The 23767-nt window shown below is 72.8% G+C and carries 18 protein-coding genes; 8 read left to right on the plus strand and 10 right to left on the minus strand.

Features of this window, described 5'->3' with window-relative positions:
* Nucleotides 1-69 precede the first annotated feature (69 nt).
* The 6 genes from C4T42_RS08655 to C4T42_RS08680 all read right to left on the minus strand — a co-directional run bounded on the left by C4T42_RS08655 (nucleotide 70) and on the right by C4T42_RS08680 (nucleotide 6948).
* Entirely contained in the window at nucleotides 70-1266 is a 1197-nt protein-coding gene (locus C4T42_RS08655) for a PepSY-associated TM helix domain-containing protein (protein ID WP_020093192.1), read from the minus strand.
* A 93-nt stretch (nucleotides 1267-1359) separates the two neighbouring features.
* Complete coding sequence (gene garD, locus C4T42_RS08660) at nucleotides 1360-2952, minus strand: galactarate dehydratase (protein WP_020093193.1); 1593 nt, start codon at nucleotides 2950-2952, stop codon at nucleotides 1360-1362.
* 44 nt (nucleotides 2953-2996) lie between these two features.
* A complete protein-coding gene (locus C4T42_RS08665) occupies nucleotides 2997-3884 on the minus strand; it encodes a 2-hydroxy-3-oxopropionate reductase (protein ID WP_020093194.1) in 888 nt (295 codons plus the stop codon).
* A 22-nt stretch (nucleotides 3885-3906) separates the two neighbouring features.
* Nucleotides 3907-4671, minus strand: coding sequence for an HpcH/HpaI aldolase/citrate lyase family protein (locus tag C4T42_RS08670; RefSeq protein ID WP_020093195.1), 765 nt, complete (start codon nucleotides 4669-4671; stop codon nucleotides 3907-3909).
* A gap of 130 nt (nucleotides 4672-4801) precedes the next feature.
* Nucleotides 4802-5692 (minus strand): LysR family transcriptional regulator, encoded by an 891-nt coding sequence (locus C4T42_RS08675; RefSeq protein ID WP_020093196.1) that lies wholly within the window; start codon nucleotides 5690-5692, stop codon nucleotides 4802-4804.
* A 122-nt stretch (nucleotides 5693-5814) separates the two neighbouring features.
* On the minus strand, nucleotides 5815-6948 hold the full coding sequence (locus C4T42_RS08680) for a branched-chain amino acid ABC transporter substrate-binding protein (RefSeq protein ID WP_026604934.1): 1134 nt from the start codon (nucleotides 6946-6948) through the stop codon (nucleotides 5815-5817).
* A 348-nt stretch (nucleotides 6949-7296) separates the two neighbouring features.
* On the opposite strand from C4T42_RS08680, the gene C4T42_RS08685 reads away from it, so the two are divergent.
* Nucleotides 7297-10014: a glucosidase gene (locus tag C4T42_RS08685; protein WP_234080747.1), complete on the plus strand. Its 2718-nt coding sequence runs from the start codon at nucleotides 7297-7299 to the stop codon at nucleotides 10012-10014.
* Between the two features lie 30 nt (nucleotides 10015-10044).
* Here C4T42_RS08685 and C4T42_RS08690 read toward each other — a convergent pair whose 3' ends face one another.
* Entirely contained in the window at nucleotides 10045-10362 is a 318-nt protein-coding gene (locus C4T42_RS08690; RefSeq protein ID WP_020093199.1) for a hypothetical protein, read from the minus strand.
* 175 nt (nucleotides 10363-10537) lie between these two features.
* Entirely contained in the window at nucleotides 10538-10807 is a 270-nt protein-coding gene (locus C4T42_RS08695) for a hypothetical protein (protein WP_020093200.1), read from the minus strand.
* A gap of 559 nt (nucleotides 10808-11366) precedes the next feature.
* On the opposite strand from C4T42_RS08695, the gene C4T42_RS08700 reads away from it, so the two are divergent.
* On the plus strand, nucleotides 11367-13115 hold the full coding sequence (locus C4T42_RS08700; RefSeq protein WP_234080748.1) for an outer membrane beta-barrel protein: 1749 nt from the start codon (nucleotides 11367-11369) through the stop codon (nucleotides 13113-13115).
* A gap of 339 nt (nucleotides 13116-13454) precedes the next feature.
* Here the strand turns inward: C4T42_RS08700 and C4T42_RS08705 are convergent, their stop codons facing one another.
* Complete coding sequence (locus C4T42_RS08705) at nucleotides 13455-14018, minus strand: sugar O-acetyltransferase (protein ID WP_020093202.1); 564 nt, start codon at nucleotides 14016-14018, stop codon at nucleotides 13455-13457.
* A gap of 112 nt (nucleotides 14019-14130) precedes the next feature.
* Between C4T42_RS08705 and C4T42_RS08710 the strand changes: the two genes are divergently transcribed.
* The 5 genes from C4T42_RS08710 (at nucleotide 14131) to C4T42_RS08730 (ending at nucleotide 21496) form a co-directional block, all read left to right on the plus strand.
* Complete coding sequence (locus C4T42_RS08710; protein ID WP_020093203.1) at nucleotides 14131-14676, plus strand: TetR family transcriptional regulator C-terminal domain-containing protein; 546 nt, start codon at nucleotides 14131-14133, stop codon at nucleotides 14674-14676.
* Between the two features lie 212 nt (nucleotides 14677-14888).
* Nucleotides 14889-18353: a PAS domain S-box protein gene (locus C4T42_RS08715; RefSeq protein ID WP_103984991.1), complete on the plus strand. Its 3465-nt coding sequence runs from the start codon at nucleotides 14889-14891 to the stop codon at nucleotides 18351-18353.
* 412 nt (nucleotides 18354-18765) lie between these two features.
* Nucleotides 18766-19779, plus strand: a complete 1014-nt coding sequence (tauA, locus tag C4T42_RS08720; protein WP_020093205.1) for a taurine ABC transporter substrate-binding protein — start codon at nucleotides 18766-18768, stop codon at nucleotides 19777-19779.
* Between the two features lie 23 nt (nucleotides 19780-19802).
* Nucleotides 19803-20594: an ATP-binding cassette domain-containing protein gene (locus C4T42_RS08725; protein WP_020093206.1), complete on the plus strand. Its 792-nt coding sequence runs from the start codon at nucleotides 19803-19805 to the stop codon at nucleotides 20592-20594.
* Complete coding sequence (locus C4T42_RS08730) at nucleotides 20591-21496, plus strand: ABC transporter permease subunit (RefSeq protein ID WP_103984992.1); 906 nt, start codon at nucleotides 20591-20593, stop codon at nucleotides 21494-21496. Before C4T42_RS08725 ends, C4T42_RS08730 begins: the two co-directional genes overlap by 4 nt.
* Here the strand turns inward: C4T42_RS08730 and C4T42_RS08735 are convergent.
* Nucleotides 21493-22212: a hypothetical protein gene (locus C4T42_RS08735; protein ID WP_020093208.1), complete on the minus strand. Its 720-nt coding sequence runs from the start codon at nucleotides 22210-22212 to the stop codon at nucleotides 21493-21495. The two genes, C4T42_RS08730 and C4T42_RS08735, sit on opposite strands and share 4 nt — an antisense overlap.
* A 772-nt stretch (nucleotides 22213-22984) precedes the next feature.
* On the opposite strand from C4T42_RS08735, the gene C4T42_RS08740 reads away from it, so the two are divergent.
* Nucleotides 22985-23584 carry a PAS domain-containing protein gene (locus C4T42_RS08740; protein ID WP_020093209.1) on the plus strand — a complete coding sequence of 200 codons (600 nt, stop codon included), beginning with the start codon at nucleotides 22985-22987 and terminating at the stop codon, nucleotides 23582-23584.
* The last annotated feature ends 183 nt before the right edge of the window (nucleotides 23585-23767 follow it).

The following is a 23767-nucleotide window of genomic DNA, read 5'->3' on the forward strand; positions in this document are numbered from 1 at the left end:
GATCGCCGCCCCGACGTCCGCGCGACGGGGTGGGTGTCATCGAACGCTGGCGCCGCCGGAGGCCCGCCGTCAGGGGCTCGCCGTGCGGACCGCGCCCGCCGGCGCCCCGGCCGCGACGGTCCTGCGGCGGGCGCCGGCGCGGCGGCGCAGGACGTAGAGCGTCAGGCCGGTCGCCGCGAAGCCCGGCATGGCCAGCGCCGCGAGGCAGAACAGCAGCGCGACGAGGTCGCCGAAGAAGCGGCCGCGATGCACCTCCAGGACGTTGTCCAGGAGGCGCCGGCCCAGCGGCGCGTCGGCGGCCCGCTCGGAGGCCAGCAGCGCGCCCGTGGCGGGATCGTAGCGGATCTCGTTGCGGGCGCTCGGCGCGTCGACGCCCTTCGGCAGCCAGCGGATGCGGATCGCCTTCGTGTCGGCGCCCGGCAAAGTCAGGACCGCCGTCCCGGCCTCCGCGCCGGTCCGCGCGCGGAAATCCGCCCAGGCGCGGTCGACGGCCGCGCCGTCGGCGGCGGGATCGGCCGGTTTTCCGGCGGCCCTGCGGCCGGCCGGCTTCGCGGCGTCGGGGGCGCCCACGAGCAGCCGCGTCGCGCCGTCCTTGAACCACGGGTAGGACCACGTCAGGCCGCTCAGCGCGATGACTAGGTAGACCGGCAGGAGCCAGGTCCCGACCACGGCGTGCAGCGACCACCAGCGCGGCCGGCCGGGCCGCGACAGGGCCGGCTTCAGCCAGATCCGCCAGCGGTGGATCCGGGGCCAGCGCAGGTAGAGGCCGGTCGCCAGGAAGGCCAGCAGCGCCAGGGTGCAGGCGCCCGTCACGGTGCGGCCCCAGCCCTTGGACCCGCCGGGCAGCAGCAGCCAGCGGTGCAGGTCCCGCACCGTCGTGAAGGCGCCCTCCAGCCGCACCGGGCCGAGCAGCGCGCCGTCGTAGGGGTCGGCGTAGGCGGCGGGCGGCCGCGCGCGGGTCTCGGGGTCGCGGGCGAAGCGGACGTGGACGCTCGCGCGCGGGTCGTCCGACAGGGTCAGCACGTTGGCGACGCGGCCGCCCGCCTGCGCGTCGATCCGCGCCGCCAGCGCCGCGGGGGGCAGCGCCGTCCGCCCGGCGGGCGCGACCTCGAGCCGGTCGCGGTTGGCGAAGGCGGTGACCGCCTCCTCGTAGCTCATCAGCGCCCCGGTCAGGCCCATCAGGGCGAGGACGAGGCCGGCGGTGAGGCCGAGCGCCCAGTGCAGGCGGAAGAGCAGGGTCCGGAGGGAGGGAATCGGCAGCGTCATGGCGGTGCCGGCTGCCTAGCAGAGTCCGGCCACGCTGACGACGCGGCGGGACGCATGCCCCGCCCGACCGTCCGGCCGTCCCGCCGGTGAGTCTCAGGTGATCGGCGCGGGGTTGAACAGGGTCAGGTCGTTGAACAGCCCCCACCGGTCCGACCAGGGGCGCTTGCGCCCGCTCGCGACGTCGAGGATCAGGTGGAACAGCTCCCAGCCGACCTCCTCGATCGTCGCCGCGCCTGTGGCGATGCGGCCGGCATCGAGGTCGATCAGGTCGGACCAGCGCTCGGCCAGCTCCGTGCGGGTGGCGACCTTGATCACCGGCGCTTGGGCGAGCCCGTAGGGCGTGCCGCGGCCGGTGGAGAAGACCTGCAGGGTGATGCCCGAGGCGAGCTGCAGCGTGCCGCAGACGAAGTCGCTCGCCGGGGTCGCGGCGAAGATCAGGCCCTTCTCGCGGACGCGCTCGCCCGGCGCCAGGACCCCCGAGATCGCGCTCGTGCCCGATTTGGCGACCGAGCCCAGCGCCTTCTCCACGATGTTGTTGAGGCCGCCCTTCTTGTTGCCCGGCGACGGGTTGGCCCGGCGGTCGGCCTCGCCCTTGGCGAGGTAGGCGTCGTACCACGCCATCTCGCGGACCAGCGCCGCGGCGACCTCCGGGCTCTTCGCCCGGGGGGTGAGGAGGTGGATCGCGTCGCGCACCTCCGTCACCTCGGAGAACATCACGGTGGCGCCGCAGCGGACCAGCAGGTCGGCCGCGAAGCCGAGCGCCGGGTTGGCGGTGACGCCCGAGAACGCGTCGCTGCCGCCGCATTGCAGGCCGACGACCAGCTCGGAGGCCGGGCAGGTCTCGCGGGTCCGGCGGTTCAGCACCTCCAGGCGGGCCTCCGCCATGGTCAGGATGCTGTCGATCATGGCCGAGAAGCCGCGGTGGCGCTCGTCCTGCAGCCGCACCACCCCGTCGCCGGCCGCGCCGCTGTCGGGCAGGAGCCGCTCCGAGACGAGCTTCTCGCAGCCGAGGCCGACGACCATGACCTCGCCGCCGAAATTCGGGTTCTGCGCGAGGCTCTGGAGCGTCCGGATCGGCACCACCGCCTCGGGAGCGTTGATGGCGACGCCGCAGCCGTAGGCGTGGGTCAGGCCGACCACGTCGTCGACGTTGGGGTAGCGCGGCAGCAGCTCCTGCTTGATCCGCCGGATCGCAACGTCGAGGGTGCCGGCGACGCACTGCACGCTGATTGAGATCGCCAGGATATTCTTGGTACCCACCGACCCGTCCGGGTTGCGATAGCCCTCGAAGGTGTAGCCCTCGAGCGGGGGCAGGGGGGCCGGCACGCGGGTGGCCATCTCCAGGGCGTCGAGGGCGGGGGCGACCGGCGTCGCGACGCGGGATTCCTCCACCCAGGCGCCCCGCGGGATCGGTTGCGTGGCGATGCCCACCACCTCGCCGTAGCGGCGGACCTCGCCGCCCTCCGGGATGTCGGTGAGCGCCACCTTGTGGCCCTGCGGCACGAACTCGACGAGTTCCAGCCCGTCCGGGAAGACCGTGCCGGCCGGCAGCCCGAAGGCGTTGACCACGATCGCGACGTTGTCGCTGTCGCTCAGGCGGATCGTGCGCGGCACGTCGCCGGCGGCCCCTGCGGCCCCCGCGCCGGCCGGCTGCGGGCGGGTCGGGGCTTCGATCTCGGCCTGCATCGGATGCTCCTTCCGTCTCGCGCCCGTCCGGGCTCCTGTCGGGATCAGGCGGCGTCGCCGACCGCGTGGTTCGCCAGGGCCTCCAGGGCCTTCACCATGGCGGAGTGGTCCCAGGCCGCGCCGCCCTGGGCCACGCAGGCCGAGAACAGCTGCTGCGCCAGCGCCGTGGCGGGCAGGCTGAGGCCGAGCGTCCGGGCGTTGTCCAGGGCGAGGTTCAGGTCCTTCTGGTGCAGGCCGATGCGGAAGCCGGGATCGAAGGTCCGCTCGATCATCCGCGCGCCGTGCAGCTCCAGGATCCGCGAGGTGGCCAGCCCGCCGGTTATCGCCTGCCGCACCTTGGCGGGATCGGCGCCGGCCTTCGAGGCGAAGAGCAGCCCCTCGGCCACCGCCTCGATGGTCAGGGCGACGATGATCTGGTTGGCGACCTTGGCGACCTGCCCCGAGCCGACCGGGCCGACATGCGTCACCGTCTTGCCCATCGCGGCGAACAGGGGCTCGGCGCGCGCGAAGGTCCCGGCCTCGCCGCCGACCATGATCGAGAGCGCGGCGTTCTTGGCCCCGACCTCGCCGCCCGAGACCGGCGCGTCGAGATAGGCGCCGCCCCGCTCGGCGATCCGGGCGGCGAAATCCTTGGTGGCGAGCGGCGCGATCGAGCTCATGTCGATCACGGTCTTGCCGGGCGACAGCCCCTCGGCGACCCCATCCGTCTCGAACAGGACCTGCTCCACGTCCGGGGTGTCGGGCAGCATCAGGATGATCGTGTCTGCGCGCTCGGCCACCTCGGCGGCGGTGGCGCAGGCGGTGCCGCCCGCCGCGAGCAGGGCCTCGGGCACGCTGCGCCGGGTCTTGAGGAACAGGCTGTGGCCCGCCGCGATCAGGTGTCCGGCCATGGGCGTGCCCATGATGCCGAGGCCGATGAATCCGATGTTCATGGGTACGATCCCGTTGCGGAGCTCAGGCGCGGAAGCGGGCGGCGAGCGCCTCGGAGCTGCGGGCGAGGAGCCCCATGTCGGAGCCCACCGCTGTGAAGCGGGTGCCGGCCGCGATGTAGCGGCGGGCCAGCTCCTCGCTCGGCGTGAGGATGCCGGCCTGCTTGCCGGCCCGGACGACCCGGGCGACCGCCGCCTCGATGGTGGCGACCACCTCCGGGTGGCCCTGCTGGCCGACATAGCCGAGGCTGGTGGAGAGGTCGCCGGGCCCGATGAACACGCCGTCCACGCCCTCCACGGCGGCGATCGCGTCCAGATTGTCGAGGGCGCGGCGGGACTCGACCTGCACCGCCACGAAGATCTCGGCCTCGCAGCGGGTGTGGTAGTCCTTGATCCGGCCGAACCGGGCGGCGCGGGGCGCCTGCGAGAAGCCGCGGATGCCGCGGGGCGCGTAGCGCGTCGCCGCGACCACCCGGGCGGCCTGCGCGGCGTCGTCGATGTTGGGGATCATCAGCGACTGGGCGCCGGCGTCGAGGATCCGCTTGATGGTGATCGGGTCGTCGCTCGGCACCCGCACCATCGGGTGCGTGTCGCCCTCCATCATCGCCTGGAGCTGGGCGTAGATGTCCCGGAGGTCGTTGGCCGAGTGCTCCATGTCGAGGAGCAGCCAGTCGAACCCGGCCCCGGCGACCACCTCGGTGGAGATGGGACTGGCGAGGCTGCACCACAGGCCGATCTGCTGGCGCCCCTCGGCGAGGGCCGCCTTGAAGCGGTTGGTGAGGCTGTCCATCACGATCCTCCCTGGGGGCGTCGCGGCGTCTGCGCGCCGTCCGCCCCATCACGCGCAGCCTTCCGCCGCGAGGTCAAAGCCAAACACTGGATCGATCGATGCGGATCGCGCATCGATCGACCGTGCGGGCTCACGCGGGCGGCATCTCGGCCACGATCGAGACCAGCTGGGCGATGAGGGGGTCGTCCGCGTCGCGCCGCCACGCGAGGAGCAGTTCCACCGGGCGCGGCGCCGGCAGGACGAGGGGGCGGAACACCACGCCCTCGAAGCGCAGGCGCTCGGCGGCGGCCGGCACCAGGGCGATGCCGAGCGCCGCCCGGACGAGGGCCAGGATCGAGTGGATCTGCGTGAGCTGCTGGACCGTCGGGGGCCGGATCTCGGCCTCGGCGAGCAGGCCCAGGACGAGGTCGTGGAAGTAGCGCGCCTCGTTGGGCGCGTAGCCGATGAGCGGCTCGCGCCCGAGATCGGCGGGGGTGAGCCCGTCGCGCAGGGCCAGGGGGTTCCCGGCCGGCAGGGCCACCACCAGGGGCTCGGCCAGCGCCCGGACGGCGATCAGGTCCGGGTGCGTCACGGGCGGGCGCACCAGCGCGGCGTCGATCCGGCCGGCGAGCAGCTCCTCGATCTGGTCCTTGCTGACCATCTCGCGCAGCGCGAGCGTCACGTCCGGCAGCGCCCGCCGGAACGCGGTGACGAGGCGCGGCAGGAAGTCGTAGGCCGAGGCCGCCGTGAAGCCGAACTTGAGGACGCCCGCGCGCCCCGCCGCGACCTGCCGGGTGACGTGCGTCGCGGTCTCGGCGAGCCGCAGGATGCGCTGCGCCTCGGGCAGGAAGCTGCGACCGGCGGCGGTCAGCCGGACCGTGCGGCTGGTGCGCTCCAGGAGCTGCACGTCGAGGACGCGCTCCAGGACCTGGATCTGCCGCGACAGCGGCGGCTGCGTCATGTTCAGCCGGGCGGCCGCACGCCCGAAATGCAACTCCTCCGCCACGGCGGCGAAGCACCGGAGCTGGCTGAAGTCGAACATGAAGGCTCCCTCTCCCGGACCGCGGCGCAGTCGGGCGGGAGCATAAGGCCTTCGCGGCGGCCACGTTGAGATCGCCGCCCTCATCCAATTAGGTAAGGCGGCGGCCTCCGGGCCCGACCGGCCTACGGGGTCACCTCGTGCCCGGCATAGTCGATCCGGCCGTCCGGCCCCTTGGTCCACTCGTAGATGACGTAGTCGGGGCGGGTGAGATCGCCCTTCCCGTCGTAGGCGATCGGGCCGACCACCGTGTCCACCGGCTTGCCCCGGTGCAGCCAGTCGGCGAGCGTCTTCCCGTCGCTGGAGCCGGTCTCGGCCATCGCCTTGGCCAGGACCTGCACGGCCGCGTAGGCGTAGAGCGTGTAGGCCTCGGGATCGATGCCCCGGGCGTTGAACGCCGCCACCACGCCCCTGGCGTTCGGGTTCTTGCGGGCGTCCGGCGCGAAGGTCATCAGGGTCCCGGCCGCGCCCGGGCCGGCGATCTGGACGAATTCCTTGTCGGGGATGGCGTCGCCGCTCATCATGCGGGCGGCGAGGCCCTGATCGCGCATCTGCCGGATGATCAGCCCGGCCTCGGTGTGCACGCCGCCGAAATAGACGACGTCGACGTTGGCGGACTTCATCTTGGAGACGAGCGCCGAGTAGTCCTTCTCGCCCGGGTTGATGCCCTCGAACAGCACCTCCTTGCCGCCCTTGGCCCTGAACGCCTTCAGCGTCTCGTCGGCCAGCCCCTTGCCGTAGGGCGTCTTGTCGTGGACGAAGGCGATCTTCCTGCCCGGGAAGTGCGCGGCCAGGTAGCTGCCCGCCACCGCGCCCTGCTGGTCGTCGCGGCTGCAGGTGCGGAACGTGTTCCACATGCCGCGCTCGGTGAACTTCACGCTCGTGGAGGCCGGCGTGACCTGGATGATGCCGGCGTCGAGATAGACGTCGGAGGCCGGGATCGTGACGCCGGAATTGTAGTCGCCGACGACCATCTTCACGCCGTCGCTGGCGAACTTGTTGGCCACCGAGACGCCCTGCTTCGGGTCGGAGGCGTCGTCGCCGACCGTGACGGTCAGCGTCCTGCCCTTCAGCGTGCCGGCCCTGTTGATGTCCTCGACCGCCTGGCTCACGCCGTTCCGGATCTGGGCGCCGAAAGCCGCGTTCGGCCCGGTCATGGGCGCGGCGACGCCGATCTTCACCGGCGCGCCGCCCTCCTGACCTTGCGCCGCGGTCATGAACAGCAGCCCGGCCAGGCCGGCCATCAATAGTCGCGTCATCTTTCCCCCAAGATGTGGCCGGACAGATCGCCGACGAACGCTGAATTCGGATAGATCAACGCGGATCCCCGCGCGTCGAGTCGCAGATCACCCGGCGCGATCCTGTCGCTCACCTTCACCGGGGTCAAGGTTTGGGGGTGGGCCGAGACGGTCACCGGCGCGGGCGCGCGATCGGCCGGCGGGCGCTCACGGAGCCGTGCGGCGGCCCGAAGGCCCGACGGGTCGGGATGGCGCCGATGATGCATCGGGCCGGCGCATCCGCAGCGAACCGCCGTGACCGATGACCGCCTCCCGTCCCCGCCGCACCCCCAGCCCCGGCCGACCGGGCCCGCGTCCGGGACGCGGCTGATGGGGCCGCGCGCGGACGAGGATCGGGACGGGGATCGGGACAGGGATCGGGGCGAGGGTCGAGACGCGTCGGTGGACTGGGCCGAGCGCCGCCGGATCGCCGAGCAGGGACGGGGCGACCGGGCGTGGTCGCTCTGGGGCCCCTACCTCAGCGAGCGGCAATGGGGGACCGTGCGGGAGGATTACAGCCCCTGCGGCAACGCCTGGGCCGCCCTGACGCACGAGGACGCCCGCTCGCGCGCCTATCGCTGGGGCGAGGACGGGCTGGCCGGGATCTGCGACGAGCGCGGCAACCTGTGCCTGGCCCTCGCCCTCTGGAACGGGCGCGACCGCATCCTCAAGGAGCGGCTGTTCGGCCTGACCAACCAGGAGGGCAACCACGGCGAGGACGTGAAGGAGGTCTACCACTACCTCGACGCGGTCCCGAGCCACGCCTACCTGAAGATGCTGTACCGCTACCCGCAGGCGGCCTTCCCCTACGCGGAGCTCGTCGACGAGAACGGTCGGCGCGGGCGGGAGCAGCCCGAGTACGAGATCGAGGAGACGGGCGTCTTCGACGGGGACCGGTTCTTCGACGTCACCGTGGAGTACGCCAAGGCCGACGCCGACGACGTCCACGCGGTGATCACCGCGCTGAACCGGGGGCCCGAGCCCGCCGACCTCCACCTCGTCCCGCAGCTCTGGTTCCGCAACACGTGGTCGTGGGAGGCCGGGCAGGCGCGCCCGCGGATCGCCCGCGCGCCCGACGGGGGCGCCGTCTGCACCCACGAGCGGCTCGGGCCGTACCGGCTCGCCTTCGACGGTACGCCGGACCTGCTGTTCTGCGAGAACGACACCAACCTGCGGCTGCACGGCGGGCAGCCGGACGCCGCGGGGCCGTTCAAGGACGGTCTCCACGCGGCGATCGTCGACGGCGATCCCGCTTCGGTGCGCCGGGACGCGGGCACCAAGCTCGGCCTGCACTACGCGCTGCGGCTGGCGCCCGGGGAGACCGCCCGGATCCGCCTGCGGCTTTCGGCGGGCCCGCGCGCCCGGGCCGTCGACGACGGGTCCCTGGTCCGCCGCCGGGTGGCCGAGGCGGACGCGTTCTACGAGGAATTGCAGGACGGCATCGCGAGCGCGGATTCCCGCGCGATCTTCCGCCAGGCCGCCGCCGGCCTGATCTGGTCGAAGCAGCTCTACAGCTACGACGTGCGGCGCTGGCTGGAGGGCGACCCGCTCCAGCCGCCGCCGCCCCGGGGGCGCGCGGGCGGCCGCAACGGCCAGTGGCGCCACTTCGCGGCGGCCGACGTGCTGTCGATGCCCGACACCTGGGAATATCCCTGGTTCGCCGCCTGGGACCTCGCCTTCCACTGCCTGCCGCTCGCCCTGCTGGACCCGGACTTCGCCAAGAAGCAGCTCCTGCTGCTCACCCGCGAATGGTACATGCACCCGAACGGCCAGCTCCCGGCCTACGAGTGGGAGTTCGGCGACGCCAACCCGCCGGTCCACGCCTGGGCAGCCTACCGGGTGTTCGAGATCGACCGGGACCGGCGGGGCGGGCGCGGCGACCTCGCCTTCCTGGAAGGCGTGTTCCACAAGCTCCTGATCAACTTCTCTTGGTGGGTGAACCGCAAGGACGCGCAGGGCCGCAACGTGTTCCAGGGGGGCTTCCTGGGGCTCGACAATGTCGGCGTGTTCGACCGCTCGCGCCCGCCCCCGGGCTTCGGGGTGGTGCACCAGGCCGACGGCACCGCCTGGATGGCGATGTACGCGCTGACCATGATGCGCATCGCCCTGGAGCTCGCCCTCCACAACGACGTCTACGAGAGCACCGCCTCCAAGTTCTTCGAGCACTTCCTGCTGATCGCCGAGGCCATGACCGACATGGGCGGGTCGGGCGGAGACGGGCAGGGCTACGGCCTGTGGGACGAAATCGACGAATTCTACTACGACGAGGTCGACATCCCCGGCGGCGGGATGCTCCCCTTGCGGGTCCGCTCCATGGTCGGGCTGGTCCCGCTCTTCGCCGTCGAGGTGATCGAGCCCTCCGTGCTCCACCGGCTGCCGGATTTCGCCCGGCGCCTGAACTGGGTGCTGGAGAACCGGCCCCACCTCGCCCGCCTGGTCTCCCGCTGGACCGAGGGGGGCGTGAAGGACCGCAAGCTGCTGTCGCTGCTGCGCGGCCACCGGATGAAGGCGCTGCTGCGCCGCATGCTCGACGAGGCCGAGTTCCTCTCGCCCTACGGCGTGCGCTCCCTGTCGAAGGTGCACCGCGACGCGCCCTACGTGCTCAACGAGCTCGGCGCCTCCTTCACGGTCCGCTACGACCCGGCCGATTCCACCTCGAACATGTTCGGCGGCAACTCGAACTGGCGCGGCCCGGTCTGGATGCCGATGAACTTCCTCATCGTCGAGGCGCTGCGGCGCTTCCACACCTATTACGGCGACGACTTCCTAGTGGAGTACCCGACGGGCTCGGGCGCGATGCTGACGCTCAGCGCCGTCGCGGACGCCCTCGAGGACCGCCTGATCGCACTGTTCGCCAAGGACGGGACCGGGCGCCGGCCTGCCTTCGGGACCCGGCCGCCGATCGCCCCGGCGCCGGGTGCCGAGGAGCCGCTGCTGTTCCACGAGTTCTTCGACGGGGATACGGGGCGGGGCCTCGGCGCCGCGCACCAGACCGGCTGGACGGCCCTCATCATCAACCTGCTGCGCGACCGGGCACGCCCGCGATAGGCGCGCCCGGCCGGAAGCCGGCCGATCGGGTCAGCAGCTCAGCCGCCGGCCTTCGCGACGCCCGAACACTTTGTAGTGGGCGGCACCCGATTCCATCTGGCCGTTGGCCACGGCGCGGCGGACATCCGGGTTGCAGCGCAGGTACTCGCGCTCGTCGAACCCGTAATTGGCGCGGCCGCGGTAATCGTCCCGGTCGCGGTAGCCGCGGTCCCGGTAATCGTAGTCGCCGCGGTCGCGGTAGCCCCGGCCGCCGTAATCGTCGTAGTCGGGGCGCGGCTGCGCGGAGACCGGGCCGACCACGCCCAGAATGCCGAGGCTCACCGCGGCCGCTGCCAGAATCGCCTTCATCGTACCAATCCTCCCTTGTCGGTGGCCAGAAACGCGTCGGGGCGCGGATGGTTCGATCGCCTCGGACGTGGCACCCCCGGCCAGCCCGAGCCCAGCCTCCGCGACGCGGGAAGCCCGCCTCGCGGCTCTGCCCCGGCCCGCGCCGGGGCGGACGCAGCCCCGGCGCGGATGCGCGTCACATGCGGCGCATCATCTCGCGACGCATCTCGCGGTGGCGCATCTCGCGGCGCATCTCCCGATGCATCATGTGGCGCTCCATCCGGTGGCGCATCATCCGGCGCTCCATGCGACGGCGCATCATGTGGCGCTCGACGGGATCCATCTGGACCGTCGAGACCATGCCGGCGGGCGCCGACACGCCCGTGCCGGGGCCGATCGGCGCGGCGGAGGCCGGGATCGCGACGGCGGAACCGAGAGCCGCCAGCAGGGCAGCGGCAATGATCATTGAACGCACGTGAGGTTTCCTCTCTCGCCGCCCGGGAAGACGGGCGGGCGTTTCCAGGGGACTCGCGGCCGGATCCGCCCGCAATCCCGCCCAGGAAGGCTCGGGCCGCCCGGATGGTTCCCCGGACCGGGCCGCCCCGCCAGGAACGCGCCGGAGCGGTATCGCGACGGGCATCGCGTCGGGCCGGCGGCCGGGCCCCGTGGCCGCCCTGGGTTGGACCGGGCAGGGCACAGGTGATGCACGAACGCATCACCCGGCCGCAAAAGCGAACGGAACCAAGCCGCGGCACGACCGAAGATCAGAGCAACATCTCCGCTGACAATGACTCGAATACACTATCAAGATACTAAGTCTGTAAAATACACGAAGTCAATAAAATATCATTCTCGCATCAACGATTGCATAGTCAGTCAAATTTGAGGAAGTATCTCGAAAATCCACGCTTCAGAATCGAGACATCATGACCTAATCATAAGAACGCATCATGCGAACCGCGCGAGATCAGCAGAAGCTCCGCTTCGGCATCCGAAGCCTTACCGGCGAAGAGACCTTGACGCTCATGCCTTCGACGACGCGCGGCGGGGGACACTACATGTACCGCATCTCGAGTTCTGGACTTCTCCTGTTCCTGCTGTCGCAGACCGCGATGGCGGCGGACCTCCCGCGGCGGGCCCTTCCGCCGGCGGCGACGGCCGTGCCGATCTTCTCCTGGACCGGAGCGCATGCCGGCCTGTTCGCCGGTTACGGGACCCTCGATCGGGCCACGCAGTTCGTCTGCACAGGTCCGGACGGGCAGCCCGGAGCCCGGAACTGCCCGGTCATTCCATCGAAGCGGGCCTCGGACGGGAGCTTCGTCGGCGGCGCCGAGGTCGGCTACGATTGGCAGGTGAATTCCGGCTTCGTCGCCGGCGCCGCCGCGGATTACCAATTCACCCGGCTGTGGGGCTACGATCGCCGCGAGGGCGCCTTTCCGGCCGCGGGCGGCGGCTTCTATCGCCGCAGCGTCGCCCATTCCGGCCAGAGGCTGGACGAACTCGCCACCCTGCGCGGCAGGATCGGCTTCGCCGTCGATCGCACCCTCGTCTACGCCACGGGCGGCCTCGCCGCGGGCACGGTCCGGACCGACAACAACCTGTCGTTGGCCGGCTTCCCGCTGTTCGACGGGCGCCAGGGCGCGGTGCGCATGGGCTACGTGGCCGGCGCCGGCATCGAGCACGCCTTCAGCGAGCACCTCTCCGCCAAGGTCGAGGGTCTCTACTACGATCTCGGCTCCCGGGCGATCCTCCCGGCTCCGTCGTACCCCGTGCTGACCGGCTACCACGCCGGCACGCGGGTCGCGACGGACGGCTTCCTGGCCCGCGTCGGCCTCAACTACCGGTTCGGAGCCGGGCTTCCCACCCTGGCCCCGATCGCGTCGGCAGGCCCGGCCACCTGGGATTTCGAGGGCGGCCTGCGCTACGTCTTCAGCTCCGGGACACCGCGCGAGAAGCTCGGCGACCCCGACGCGCCCGGCCAGCTCAATTCGCGCCTGACCTACAACAACACCCAGGCGCATGCCGGCGAGAGCTTCGCACGGCTCGAGCACAACCCCACCGGCCTGTTCGCCAAGGGCTTCCTCGGCTCGGGCGGCGTCACCGGCGGCCGCCTCGCCGACGAGGACTTCCCGCCCGCCCTGCGCCGCTATTCGAAGACGCTGTCGCCGATCAAGGACGGCGACATCGGCTACGGCGTGATCGATCTCGGCTACGACGTGCTGCGCCGGGACGGGTACAAGCTCGGCGGCTTCCTCGGCTACCAGTTCGCGTCCGAACTGTATAACGGCTACGGCTGCCGTCAGGTGGCAGGCGGGACTCCCTGCGCCAGACCCTACCCGACCAGCATGAAGACGCTGGGCGAGAGCATGCAGTGGAACGCGCTGCGCGTCGGGGTGATCGGCGAAGCGCGGTTCGACCGGGTCCGGCTGAGCCTGGAAGGCGCCTACTTGCCGGTCGTGAGCCTGAGCGGCGTCGACCGGCACTGGCTGCGGCCCGACATCAATCCGGGGCCGGAAGGCGGCCGCGGCGACGGCTACTTCCTGGAGGGGATCATCTCGTACGACCTGACGCCGTCCGTCAGCGTCGGCGTCGGCGGCCGCTACTGGCAGCTCCAGGCCGACAAGGCGCACACGACGGCCTTCCTGTTCTCGCCGCCCAGCCCGATGAAGTTCGAGACCGGTCGCTACGGCGGCTTCGCGCAGCTCTCCTACCGGCTGGCCGATTTCGGCTTCGGCGAGACAGGCGCTCCGGCGGCCCCGATCCGCAAGGACTGATCCAGCCGCCACGTCGCGCCCGAACGCGGGCGCGGCAGGCCAGGGGACGGGCCGCGCCGGCCGTTCGATTCCGGTGCCTCGATATCCCGGTGCCTCGATCCCGGCATCGGCCCCACCCGGCCCGCGGCAGCGACGCCGCGGGGCCGCTCAGCTTGGCCGCGCGGCCGCGTGAATCGGCCGCGACCGGTCGTCGGCGTCCCCGGCAGGTCCGGCCCGGACAGGAGTTCCGGCCCGGACGGGAGTTCCGGCCCGGACGGGAACTCCGGCACGCTCGACGGAGGGCCCACGCGGCCGGACCGCTTCCGCACGGAGCGCGTGCCCCGCGAGCCCTCACCCCCCTCACGGCCGCGGCCGGGCCGGGTTCCCCACCACGGTGGCGCCGGCCGGAACGTCGCGCGTCACCACGCTGCCCGCCCCGACGATCGCGTCGTCGCCGATCGTGACCCCGGGGAGGATGATCGCGCCGCTGCCGATCCAGACATTGGCGCCGATCACCACCGGGCGGGCGAATTCCAGCATCTGCCGGCGCTGGGCCGGGTCGCGCGGATGATCGGGGGTCAGGATCTGCACGGCCGTGCCGATCTGCGTCAGGTCGCCGATCGTGACCGACATCACGTCGAGGATGCTGCACCCGAAGTTCAGGAACACGCCGCGGCCCAGGCTGATGTTGTAGCCGTAGTCGCAGTGGAACGGCGGCCGGATGTTGCAGCCCGGGCCGACCCGCGCGAAGGCCTCCTCCAGGAGCGCCTGCCGCTCGGGCTGGCTCCGCGACTGCGCGGCGTTATACCGGTCCATCCATTCCGAGATGCGCCGGTTGTCGGCGGCCAGTTCCGGGTCGTCGGCACAGTACAGCTCGCCCGCCAGCATCCTCTGCTTCTGGGTCTTCACGATCTCTGTGTTCATGGTGGGGACCTCCCTCCGGCCGCGTCGGACCCTAGCTATGCGTACAGATGTACATATCAAGGCCGCGCGCGTCACGGCCCGGCTGCCCTGAACCGGATCCGAGGAGGTCCCCTTGCCCGCCGCCCAGCGCCGTTTCGACCCGGATCGCCGGGCGCGCATCATCCGGGCGACCCTCGACGTCGTCGCCGAGCACGGCGTCGCCGGCACGACCCACCGCCGGGTCGCGGCGGCGGCCGACGTGCCGCTGGGCTCCATGACCTACCATTTCGACAGCCTCGACGCGCTGCTGACGGAGGCGTTCACCGGGCTCGCCGACACGGTCTCGGCGCGGTTCGCCGACCGGCTCGCTGCGGCCGCGACCGTCGACGAGGCCTGCGAGGCCGTGGTCGACCTGATCGTGAGCGACCTCTGGGCGAGCCCGCGCACGATGCTGCTGAGCTACGAACTCTACGCCTTCGCGGCCCGGAACCCGCCGCTGCGCCGGGTCATGCAGGACTGGATGGCCAAGAGCCGGGCCGCCCTGGAACGGCACTTCGCGCCGGAGACCGCCAAGGCCCTCGACGCCATGATCGAGGGCCTGACGATCCACCGCTCGGTCGACCCGCAGCCGGCGGATCGGGCGCAGGTGCGGGCGATCGTGGAGCGGCTGGTGCGGTAGGGCCGCACCCGTCCCCGCACCCGTCCCCGCACCCGGCCGGGGACGCCGCGCGCCGGCCCCTCAAGCGATCGTGATCGCCGGCCGGACAGGTGCCGAATGCCGCACGGTGCCGGCAAGGAATCAGCAACCGTCGCGCGAGCAGGTTCGCCCCGATGCGTGCCGAGGGCGCGCCCGGGCGCGGTCCGCGCCGGTGGTGGGGAACCCTGGGGCCGATGCAGATTGACGCGACCCGCCCGGCCGCGCCGCCGGATCCCGCTCCGCACCGGGCCGCGGGCGAGCCTGCACCCTGGGACGGGGGCCCCGGCTTCGGGCAGTGGCGTCTCGATCCGCGGACCCGCCGGGTGACCCGATCGGCGAGTCTCGCGCGGCTGCTCGGGACGCCCGGCGCGTGCGACCTGCCGCTCGCCGAGCACGTCGCGTGCTATCATCCGGACGACCGCGCCGCCCTGGTCGCGCGGCTCGAGGGGATCCTGGGAGGAAGCCGGCCGGCAATCCCCTACCAGGCGCGGGCCCGCATCGTCCGCCCGGACGGGACCGTGCTGGACGCGATCATCCAGGGGCTGCCCGAGTTCGGGCCCGAGGGCGCGCTCGTCGCCCTGCACGGCCTCATCCTCGACGTGACCGACCTCGTCCGGTCGGAGCGGCGGGCGCGCGAGACCGACATGATCCTGCGCGGCACGCTGGACAGCTTGGACCAGGGCCTCGTCGTCCTCGACGCCGACCAGCGGGTGCGCGCGTTCAACCGGAGCGCCGCGGACCTGCTCGACCTGCCGGACGACGTCCTGCGGGCGGGCGTCGCCCTCCCGGACATCCGCGCCTACCAGCGGGCCCGCGGCGACTGCGCGGCGGCCGGGTCCGATCCGGGTCTCGGAACGGGCGCGCGCGCCGGGCTGCCGCCGCTGTTCGACTGGCGCCTGCCCGGCGGCCCGATCCTGGAGGTCCGGTGCGCGGCCCTGCCGGACGGCGGCACGGTCCTGACCTTCGGCGACGTGACCCAGAACCGGATCGCCGAGCGGGACCTGGAGGAGAGCGAGCGCCGCTACCGGCTGCTGGCCGAGAACGCCACCGACATCATCATCTGGTCCGACCTGACCGCCCGCCGCCGCTACGTCTCGCCGGCGGTGCGCGCCGTCCTGGGCTACGACCCGCAGGAGCTGATCGGCACCCATCCCCTCGACTTCGTCCATCCCGACGAGGTCGGCGCGTACCGCCGCGTCCTCGACGACCTCACCGGCGGCCGCGCGTCCCGCGCCCTGACCTCCCAGCGCTACCGGCACCGGGACGGGCACTGGGTCTGGGTGGAGATCTCGTTCAGCCTGACTCACGATCGGGCGACCGGCGCCCCGGACGGCTACGTGGCGACCCTGCGCGACGTGAGCGCCCGCAAGGCCGCGGAGGACGCCCTGCGGTTGAGCGAGGCCCGCTACCGCGCCCTGGCCGACGCGCTGCCGCAGCTCGTCTGGATCGCCAGCACGGAGACCGGCGACGCCTCCTACGTCAACCGGCGCTTCGAGGATTACTACGGCCCGATCGGCCCGACGCGCGCCGCCCGGATCGCCCGGACGCATCCCGACGACACGGAGCGGATGGAGCGGCTGTGGTCGGAGGCGCCCGCCCGCCGCGCGCCCTACGAGGTCGAGGGCCGCCTGCAGCGGCACGACGGCGCCTACCGCTGGCACAAGATCGTGCTCCTGCCGATCTGGCAGGGCGAGAGCATGGTGGGCATGCTCGGCACCGCCCTCGACATCGACGAGATCGTCACCGCCCGGCGCGCCGTGGAGGATGCCAGCAGCCTGCTGCACCTCGCCCAGCAGGCCGCCCATGCCGGGACGTGGCACCTCGACCTCGACAGCGGCCGGATCGAGTGGTCCCCCGAGAGCGCGCGGCTCCACGGCATCGAGACCGACCGGAACCACGCCCTCGACACCCGGGACTGGCTCGCCCTGATCGACCGCACCGACGGCGAGCGGGCGCTGCGGATCGCGGCCGCGGCCGCGGCCGCGGCCGCCGGGCAGACCTTCTCGATCGAGTTCCGGGTCCCCACCGCGGACGGCGGGGTGCGCTGGATCAACGGCGTCGGGCGCGGCGCGCCCGGGCAGGCGCGGCGGATGATCGGCCTCAACATCGACGTCACCGCCCGCAAGGCCGCCGAGGCGGCGCTCCTCGCCGCCAAGGCGGCGGCCGACGCCGCGCGCCTGGAGGCGGAGCGGGCGAGCGCGGCCAAGAGCGAGTTCCTCGCCGCCATGAGCCACGAGATCCGCACGCCGCTCAACGGGGTGATCGGCTACGCCGACCTGCTCCTCGACGGGACGGATCTCGGACCGTCGGCGCGCCGGAACGCCGACCGCATCCGCACCGCCGGGGCCGCGCTCCTGACCGTGGTCAACGACGTCCTCGACTTCTCGAAGGTCGAGGCCGGGCAGATCGAGATCGTGCCCCGGCCCTTCGCCCTGGAGGCGCTGATCGACAACGCGGTGTCGATCGTGCGCCCCTCCGCGGAGCGCAAGGGGCTCGCCCTCACGCTCGCCCAAGGCCCGGGCCTGCCCGACTGGGTCGAGGGCGACGAGGACCGCCTCCGGCAGATCCTGCTCAACCTGCTCAACAACGCCGTGAAGTTCACCGCGTCGGGCGGCATCGACCTGTCGGTCCGGGTCAGCCCGGACGCGATCGGCGGGACGCGGCTGCGCTTCGCGGTCCGCGACACCGGCATCGGGATCCCGACCGACAAGTGCGACCGCCTGTTCCGGCGCTTCTCGCAGGTCGACGGCTCGATCAGCCGCGAGTACGGCGGCACCGGGCTGGGGCTCGCCATCTCGAAATCCCTCGTCACGCTGATGGGCGGGACGATCGGCGTCGCGAGCACGGTCGGGCACGGCTCGACCTTCTGGTTCGAGGCCGACCTGCCCGCCGCCGTCCCGCCGGCCCGCGCGACCGCGCCGGCCTCGGCGATCGCCCGCGCGACCGGCCGCCGCCTGCTCCTGGCCGAGGACGTGCCGCTCAACCAGGACCTCGCCCGGATGATCCTGGAGCGCGCCGGGCACGCGGTGGACGTGGTGGCCGACGGGGTCGCCGCGGTGGCGGCCGTCCAGGCGCGGTCCTACGACGTCGTCCTGATGGACGTGCAGATGCCCGTGATGGACGGCATCGCGGCGACCCGGCGGATCCGCGCCCTGGGCGGCGCCGCCGGCCGCCTGCCGATCCTCGCGATGACGGCGAACGTCCTGCCGCAGCAGGTGGCCGAGCTGCGCGCCGCCGGGCTCGACGACCATATCGGCAAGCCGTTCCGCGCGGACGCGCTGCTCGCCGCGATCGACCGGTGGGCGGCCCCTCGCGCCGAGCCGCCGCGCCGCGCGGGGACGATCGACCGGGCCACCCTGGACGAGATGACCGCGATGGTCGGCCAGGCGCGCATGGGCGACCTCCTGGCGATGCTGGCGAAGGAGCTCGCCGAGCGGTTCGGGCCGGCGGCGACCGACGGCGACCGGACGCGGCTGATGGGGGACGCGCACGCCATGGTGTCGGCGGCCAGCATGATCGGCTTCCTGGATCTGGCCGCGACCTGCCGGGCCTTCGAGACGGCCTGCCGCGCGGGCGAGGACGTCACCGCGCTGCTGGCCGCGCTCCGGGCCCAGGCGGCCGCCACGATCGACGAGATCGCCGCGCTGCGCGCGGCCTGAGCGGGGGCGCCGCCGGAGCCGGCCCGCGGGTTTTGCACGCCCAAATTCTCGTCTCCCAGGCACGCGGCGGCGAGGAACGATCTTCCAGCCGGCGGTCCCGCGGCGGCGGGCGCCCGCCGGGCCGCGACTCCGGGACGACGATGGCGGGCGCCTCCGGCGAGGGCGGTTCGGAGAACGGCACCGGGTATCGCGCGCGTCCGGGGAGATGGATATTCCGGCGCGCGCGGTCCGCGCACCGCCGCGGGCGGCTGCCCGGGACCCGCGCACCGCCGCGGGGGCCGCGGCGCGAGGCGGATCCCGGGCGCGACCCGGGCAGGGCGCGGGCCCTTGCCTTCGTGGCCGAGCTCGGTCGACCCTGCGCCCGGCCGCCCGAGTCGCCCCCGCACCGGGCCGGCCGAATGGGGGACATCTCATGACATCTGCCGGTCCGCACCGCCGCGCCGTCGCGCTGGCCGCCCTGGCCGCCCTGGTTCTCGGCGCGCCGTTCCCCGGCACCGCCCGCGCGGCCGACCGGGAGGTCACCTTCGCCCACCAGGACATGGTGGTGCCGTTCCGCGCCCTGATGGCCTCCGGGGCGATCGAGAAGGCGACCGGCTACACGATCCACTGGCGCAAGTTCGGCGGCGGCGGCGACGTGATCCGCGCCATGGCCTCGGGCAGCGTCCAGATCGGCGAGGCGGGGTCGAGCCCGATCGCGGCGGCCGCCTCGCAGGGGCTCGACATCCAGCTGTTCTGGATCCTCGACGAGATCGCCGACGCCGAGCAGCTCGTGGCCCGCGCCGGCAGCGGCGTGACGGGCGTGGCCGACCTGCGCGGCAAGACGGTCGCGGTGCCGTTCGTGTCGACCGCGCATTACCAGCTGATCGCCGCCCTGGCGGAGGCCGGGCTCACGCAGGCCGATGTCCGGATCCTCAACATGCGGCCGCCCGAGATCGCCGCCGCCTGGGAGCGGGGCGACATCGACGCGACCTTCATCTGGGACCCGGTGCTCGCCCGGGTGAAGAAGTCCGGCACCGTGGTGGTCTCGGCCGGCGACCTCGCCCGCCGGGGCAAGGCGACCTTCGACGGCCTCGTGGTCGACCGGGCCTGGGCGGCGCGGAACCGGGACTTCCTGGTGACGCTCATCCGGCTGATCGCCGCCCAGGACGCGGCCTACGCCGCCAGGCCCTGGGGCGCCGACGCGCCGGAGGTGGCGGCGGTGGCCCGGATCAGCGGCTCGGCGCCCGCCGAGGTGCCCGCGAGCCTCGCGGCCTACCGGTTCCCGACCCTGGAGGCGCAGGCCTCCCCGGCCTGGCTCGGCGGCGGCGCCGCCAAGGCCCTCACCGAGACCGCCGCCTTCCTGAAGGCGCAGGGGCGCGTGCAGGCGCTGGCGCCCGACTACGCCCGGTTCGTCACGACGGAGGTCGTGGACGCGGCCCGGAAATAGCCTGTCCCCGGACCGGAGGGCCCATGATCGAGATCCGCAACCTGAGCGTCCGCTACGGGCAGGGCGCCGACGCGGTCGCCGCGCTGTCGGGGATCGACCTGACCATCGGTCCCGGGGAGTTCGTGGTGGCGCTCGGCGCCTCGGGCTGCGGCAAGACCACCCTGCTCTCGGCGATCGCGGGATTCCTGGCGCCCACCGAGGGCCGCATCCTCCTCGACGGCGCGCCGGTCCGGGGTCCGGGAGCCGAGCGGGGCGTGGTGTTCCAGCGCCACGCCCTGATGCCCTGGCTGGACGTCGCCGAGAACGTGGCCTTCGGACCGAAGATGCGGGGCGTGCCCCGGGCGGAGCGGCGGCGGATCGCCCTGGCGACGCTCGACCTCGTCGGCCTGCCCGACTGCGCCGACCGGAAGGTCTACGCGCTCTCGGGCGGTATGCAGCAGCGGGTCGGCCTCGCCCGGGCGCTCGCCGGAGACCCGCGCGCCCTGCTGATGGACGAGCCGCTCGGCGCGCTGGACGCCTTCACCCGCGAGCAGATCCAGGAGCTGATCCTCCGGATCTGGCACCGGACCGGCAAGATGGCCTTCTTCATCACCCACGACGTCGAGGAAGCGGTGTTCCTCGCCACCCGGCTGGTGATCATGAGCCCGCGGCCCGGCCGCATCGTCGAGACGCTGGACCTGCCCTTCTCCCGGGCGTTCGTCGAGGGCCGCGACGCCCGGGCCGTGAAGTCGGACCCCGCCTTCATCGCCGTGCGCGAGCGCGTGCTCGCGCGCATCCGGAGCGGCGCCGCCGCGGCACCGGAGGCCGTCCGATGAGCGGTCTGCCCCGCGCCGCGCCGGACGCGGTCCCGGACGCGGTCCCGGACGCGGTCCCGGACGTGATCCCGGACACGGCCCCGGCCCCGGCTCCGGCGGCGGCCCCGCTGGCGCGCACCGGAATCCGCCGCCGCGGTGGGATCCTGGTGCCGACGGTCAGCGCCGCCACGGTGCTGGCAGCCCTCGGCCTCTGGCTGGTCGCCACCCGTGCCGGCTGGGTGAAGCCGCTGTTCCTGCCGCCGCCGGAGGCGGTCCTGGCGGCCTTCGGTCAGGCCTGGCGCGGGGAGATCGACGGCGCCCCGCTCGGGCTCCACATCGGCGACAGTCTCCTGCGCGTCCTCGGCGCCTTCGCGCTCGCCGCCCTGGTGGGCATCCCGGCCGGGCTCGCCATGGGCACGAGCCGGATCGCCCGGGGCATCCTCGACCCGCCGATCGAGTTCTACCGGCCGCTGCCGCCGCTCGCCTACCTGCCCCTGATGATCATCTGGTTCGGGATCGGCGAGCTGTCGAAGGTGCTGCTGATCTTCCTCGCCTGCCTCGCCCCGGTGGCGCTCGCCGCGCGGGCGGGGGTGCGCTCCGCCTCGGTCGACCAGATCAACGCCGCGCGCGCCCTCGGGGCGAGCCGCTGGCAGGTCCTGCGCCACGTGGTCTTCCCGGCGGCGCTGCCGGAGATCCTGATCGGCCTGCGGATCGGCATGGGCGTGGGCTGGACCACCCTGGTGGCCGCCGAGATGGTGGCGGCCCAGGCCGGGCTCGGCCAGCTCGTCCTCAACGCCTCCAATTTCCTGCGCACCGACGTGGTGGTGATGGGCATCCTGCTGATCGGCCTGTTCGCGGGCCTGTTCGAGCTCGGGATGCGGGGCCTGGAGCGCGTGCTGGTGCCCTGGAAGGGCCGACACTAGCGCCGCCGCAGCACCCGCTTGAGCCGGCTGCCCGCGTGCGGATCGACGTAGTGCAGCAGGGCCGTGGCCCGGATCGCGTCGGACGCGCAGGGCTCGTTCGTGTGCAGCGAGCGGTAGCCCCAGAAGAAGTAAAGGCTTCCCGGCTTCAGCGACAGGCGGATCACGCGGTCGCTGCCGCGGTCGTAGGCGCGGGTCAGGAGCTTCTGCGCGAGCGGATTGTCGACCAGCGCCTTGTCGACGAGGTTGCGGAGGTAGCTCCGACGCAGTGCGCGGGTGTTCGGGTGGATGATCAGGCGCCCCGGAGTACCGTGGTCCGGCATCGTGACGGGGACGAGGGCCGTGAGCACGTACGAGTCGAAGTGGAAGCGCATCGAGTGCGTCCTGGCGCCATGTCCCGCCAGACAGCGCAGGATCTGGTAGTAGCCGACATCCGGCGCGGGCCGTCCCACGGCGCTCTCGTAGATGCCGCGGCACAGGGCGTTGAAGGTCGGGTCGTCCGGCAGGGCGGCCAGGAACGTGCCGCCGAGATCCTTCGTCCCGGTGAAACCCGCGTACTCACCGCCCTTCGCGGCGACCGCCCGCGCGACGAAAGCCTGCGCCACGCGCAGGTCCTCCGGGCTCACGTAGTCCTCGAGAACCGCGTAGCCCTGTGACGTGATCTGCTGCGCGATCGCCCCCGCCACGGCGCCGGAGGGGACCTTGAACATGTAGCTCATGGGACCGAACCTTGCCGACCCGAGCCAGACGACACCTGAGAGCCGGTTCGAACGCCATCAGGCGCATTATCTGAGCCGATAGAGTCGGATTCGTCAATCATTCATCTGGATAAATAGCTGCACAAGATGGCGCAAGTTGCGCCATTACTGCACAGGCCGCCGGGACGAAGGGGGCTATGGGTTCACGGCGCGGCGGCGGATGGGTCCGCGCGGAGACCCTGCGGATCGGAGGAACGGGCCGGCCCGCGCGCGGCTCTGCATCCACGTCCGCGTCCCGACAAGATGTGGGGCCCACCAGGCAGCGGACGTGGAGGTCGGCAGAACCAACCCGTCCTTGATCGCGTCGGCCCGCTCGCCGGTCGCCCTCATTTGATGCGCTCGCTGCGCTGACGAACCGCGTCCAGCGCTCACGCGGACGCGCAGGGCGCGCAAGCTCCGGCCCGGACCGGGACGTCCCGGGCCCCTCGGCCAGGACGCGGGGCCTGCATGCGGGGCTTGGACGCGGGGCGTCGCGCCGTCCCCGCCGGCGGAGTCAGGTGTCGGCCAGTGGAGGGACGGCACGTCGCGGCGGCCAGCAGAAGAAAATTCCCTTCGAGTCCGCCGCTCAACTCTGATGGAAGCCTAGGTCGGGCGAACCGGGCACGGCGAGACAACACATATATTTGAATACAAGATCTTTACGGGAATTTGTATTAGGCTATAACGGATTTTGCAGGATCACAATCGTCGCGCAGCGTCGCCTCTGGTTGCGGTGAGATCGGGGAGGTCTCGGATGGACCACGCGGACGACGTCGTATCCGAGGCGGCGCTCGTCGCGGCGCTCGAAGCCTCGGGCGGCGTCGGCTTCTGGATGTGGGACATCCTCCGGGACGAGGCGCGGGCCGATCCGGTGAGCGCCCTGCTGTTCAACATCAGCCCGGCCCGGTCGCGGGTCGGGGTCAGCCTCGCGGAGCTCTTGAAGGCCGTCCATCCGGACGATCAGCCCCACATCTCGCAGGTCATTCTGGACTGCGTCCGGACCGGCGGCTCCTACACGGCGGAGTACCGCGTCTGCTCGCCGGAAGGGCGGCTGCGGTGGCTGTTCACCCGCGGGCACTTCTACCTGGACCAGGACGGGCGACCGACCACCGGACGGGGCGTGATCGTCGAGATCTCGGACAGCAAGGCGGCCGGCGCGGCTTTCGCGGAGCGCGACGGGGACACGATCGACGACGCCCTCAGCCGCACCGCCGACCTCTGCCTGTCGCTGCACAACACGGTCTCGGTGGTCGGCGACACCGCCCTCGTGGCGCTGACCGAGACGCTGCTCCTCGAGATCGGCAAGCGCCTCGCGGAGCGCCAGCGCGCCGAGCGCAGCGGCGGCCTGCACTGAGCGGGGCAGCTGCCGGAGGTCGCGGATCGTCCGCTCGATGCGCGCCGCCCCGGCCTCGTCGACCGGCGCCGGCCGGCCGGTCTCGTGCGGCCCGTCCGGGAGCGGCGGCCCCCCGCCTGCGACCTTCCGACCGGAACTTGGCCGTGCGGCACCCGTGTTTGCCGGTTGAATGAGCCCCGCGCT

The sequence above is a fragment of the Methylobacterium sp. 190mf genome (assembly GCF_900107945.1).
Lineage (GTDB): Bacteria > Pseudomonadota > Alphaproteobacteria > Rhizobiales > Beijerinckiaceae > Methylobacterium.

Bases quoted from the DNA above. Each gene is read 5' to 3' on its own strand.
- C4T42_RS08655 (WP_020093192.1), bottom strand. From the start codon at position 1,266: ATGACGCTGCCGATTCCCTCCCTCCGGACCCTGCTCTTCCGCCTGCAC.
- garD (WP_020093193.1), bottom strand. From the start codon at position 2,952: ATGCAGGCCGAGATCGAAGCCCCGACCCGCCCGCAGCCGGCCGGCGCG.
- C4T42_RS08665 (WP_020093194.1), bottom strand. From the start codon at position 3,884: ATGAACATCGGATTCATCGGCCTCGGCATCATGGGCACGCCCATGGCC.
- C4T42_RS08670 (WP_020093195.1), bottom strand. From the start codon at position 4,671: ATGGACAGCCTCACCAACCGCTTCAAGGCGGCCCTCGCCGAGGGGCGC.
- C4T42_RS08675 (WP_020093196.1), bottom strand. From the start codon at position 5,692: ATGTTCGACTTCAGCCAGCTCCGGTGCTTCGCCGCCGTGGCGGAGGAG.
- C4T42_RS08680 (WP_026604934.1), bottom strand. From the start codon at position 6,948: ATGACGCGACTATTGATGGCCGGCCTGGCCGGGCTGCTGTTCATGACC.
- C4T42_RS08685 (WP_234080747.1), top strand. From the start codon at position 7,297: ATGGGGCCGCGCGCGGACGAGGATCGGGACGGGGATCGGGACAGGGAT.
- C4T42_RS08690 (WP_020093199.1), bottom strand. From the start codon at position 10,362: ATGAAGGCGATTCTGGCAGCGGCCGCGGTGAGCCTCGGCATTCTGGGC.
- C4T42_RS08695 (WP_020093200.1), bottom strand. From the start codon at position 10,807: ATGATCATTGCCGCTGCCCTGCTGGCGGCTCTCGGTTCCGCCGTCGCG.
- C4T42_RS08700 (WP_234080748.1), top strand. From the start codon at position 11,367: ATGCCTTCGACGACGCGCGGCGGGGGACACTACATGTACCGCATCTCG.
- C4T42_RS08705 (WP_020093202.1), bottom strand. From the start codon at position 14,018: ATGAACACAGAGATCGTGAAGACCCAGAAGCAGAGGATGCTGGCGGGC.
- C4T42_RS08715 (WP_103984991.1), top strand. From the start codon at position 14,889: ATGCAGATTGACGCGACCCGCCCGGCCGCGCCGCCGGATCCCGCTCCG.
- tauA (WP_020093205.1), top strand. From the start codon at position 18,766: ATGACATCTGCCGGTCCGCACCGCCGCGCCGTCGCGCTGGCCGCCCTG.
- C4T42_RS08725 (WP_020093206.1), top strand. From the start codon at position 19,803: ATGATCGAGATCCGCAACCTGAGCGTCCGCTACGGGCAGGGCGCCGAC.
- C4T42_RS08730 (WP_103984992.1), top strand. From the start codon at position 20,591: ATGAGCGGTCTGCCCCGCGCCGCGCCGGACGCGGTCCCGGACGCGGTC.
- C4T42_RS08735 (WP_020093208.1), bottom strand. From the start codon at position 22,212: ATGAGCTACATGTTCAAGGTCCCCTCCGGCGCCGTGGCGGGGGCGATC.
- C4T42_RS08740 (WP_020093209.1), top strand. From the start codon at position 22,985: ATGGACCACGCGGACGACGTCGTATCCGAGGCGGCGCTCGTCGCGGCG.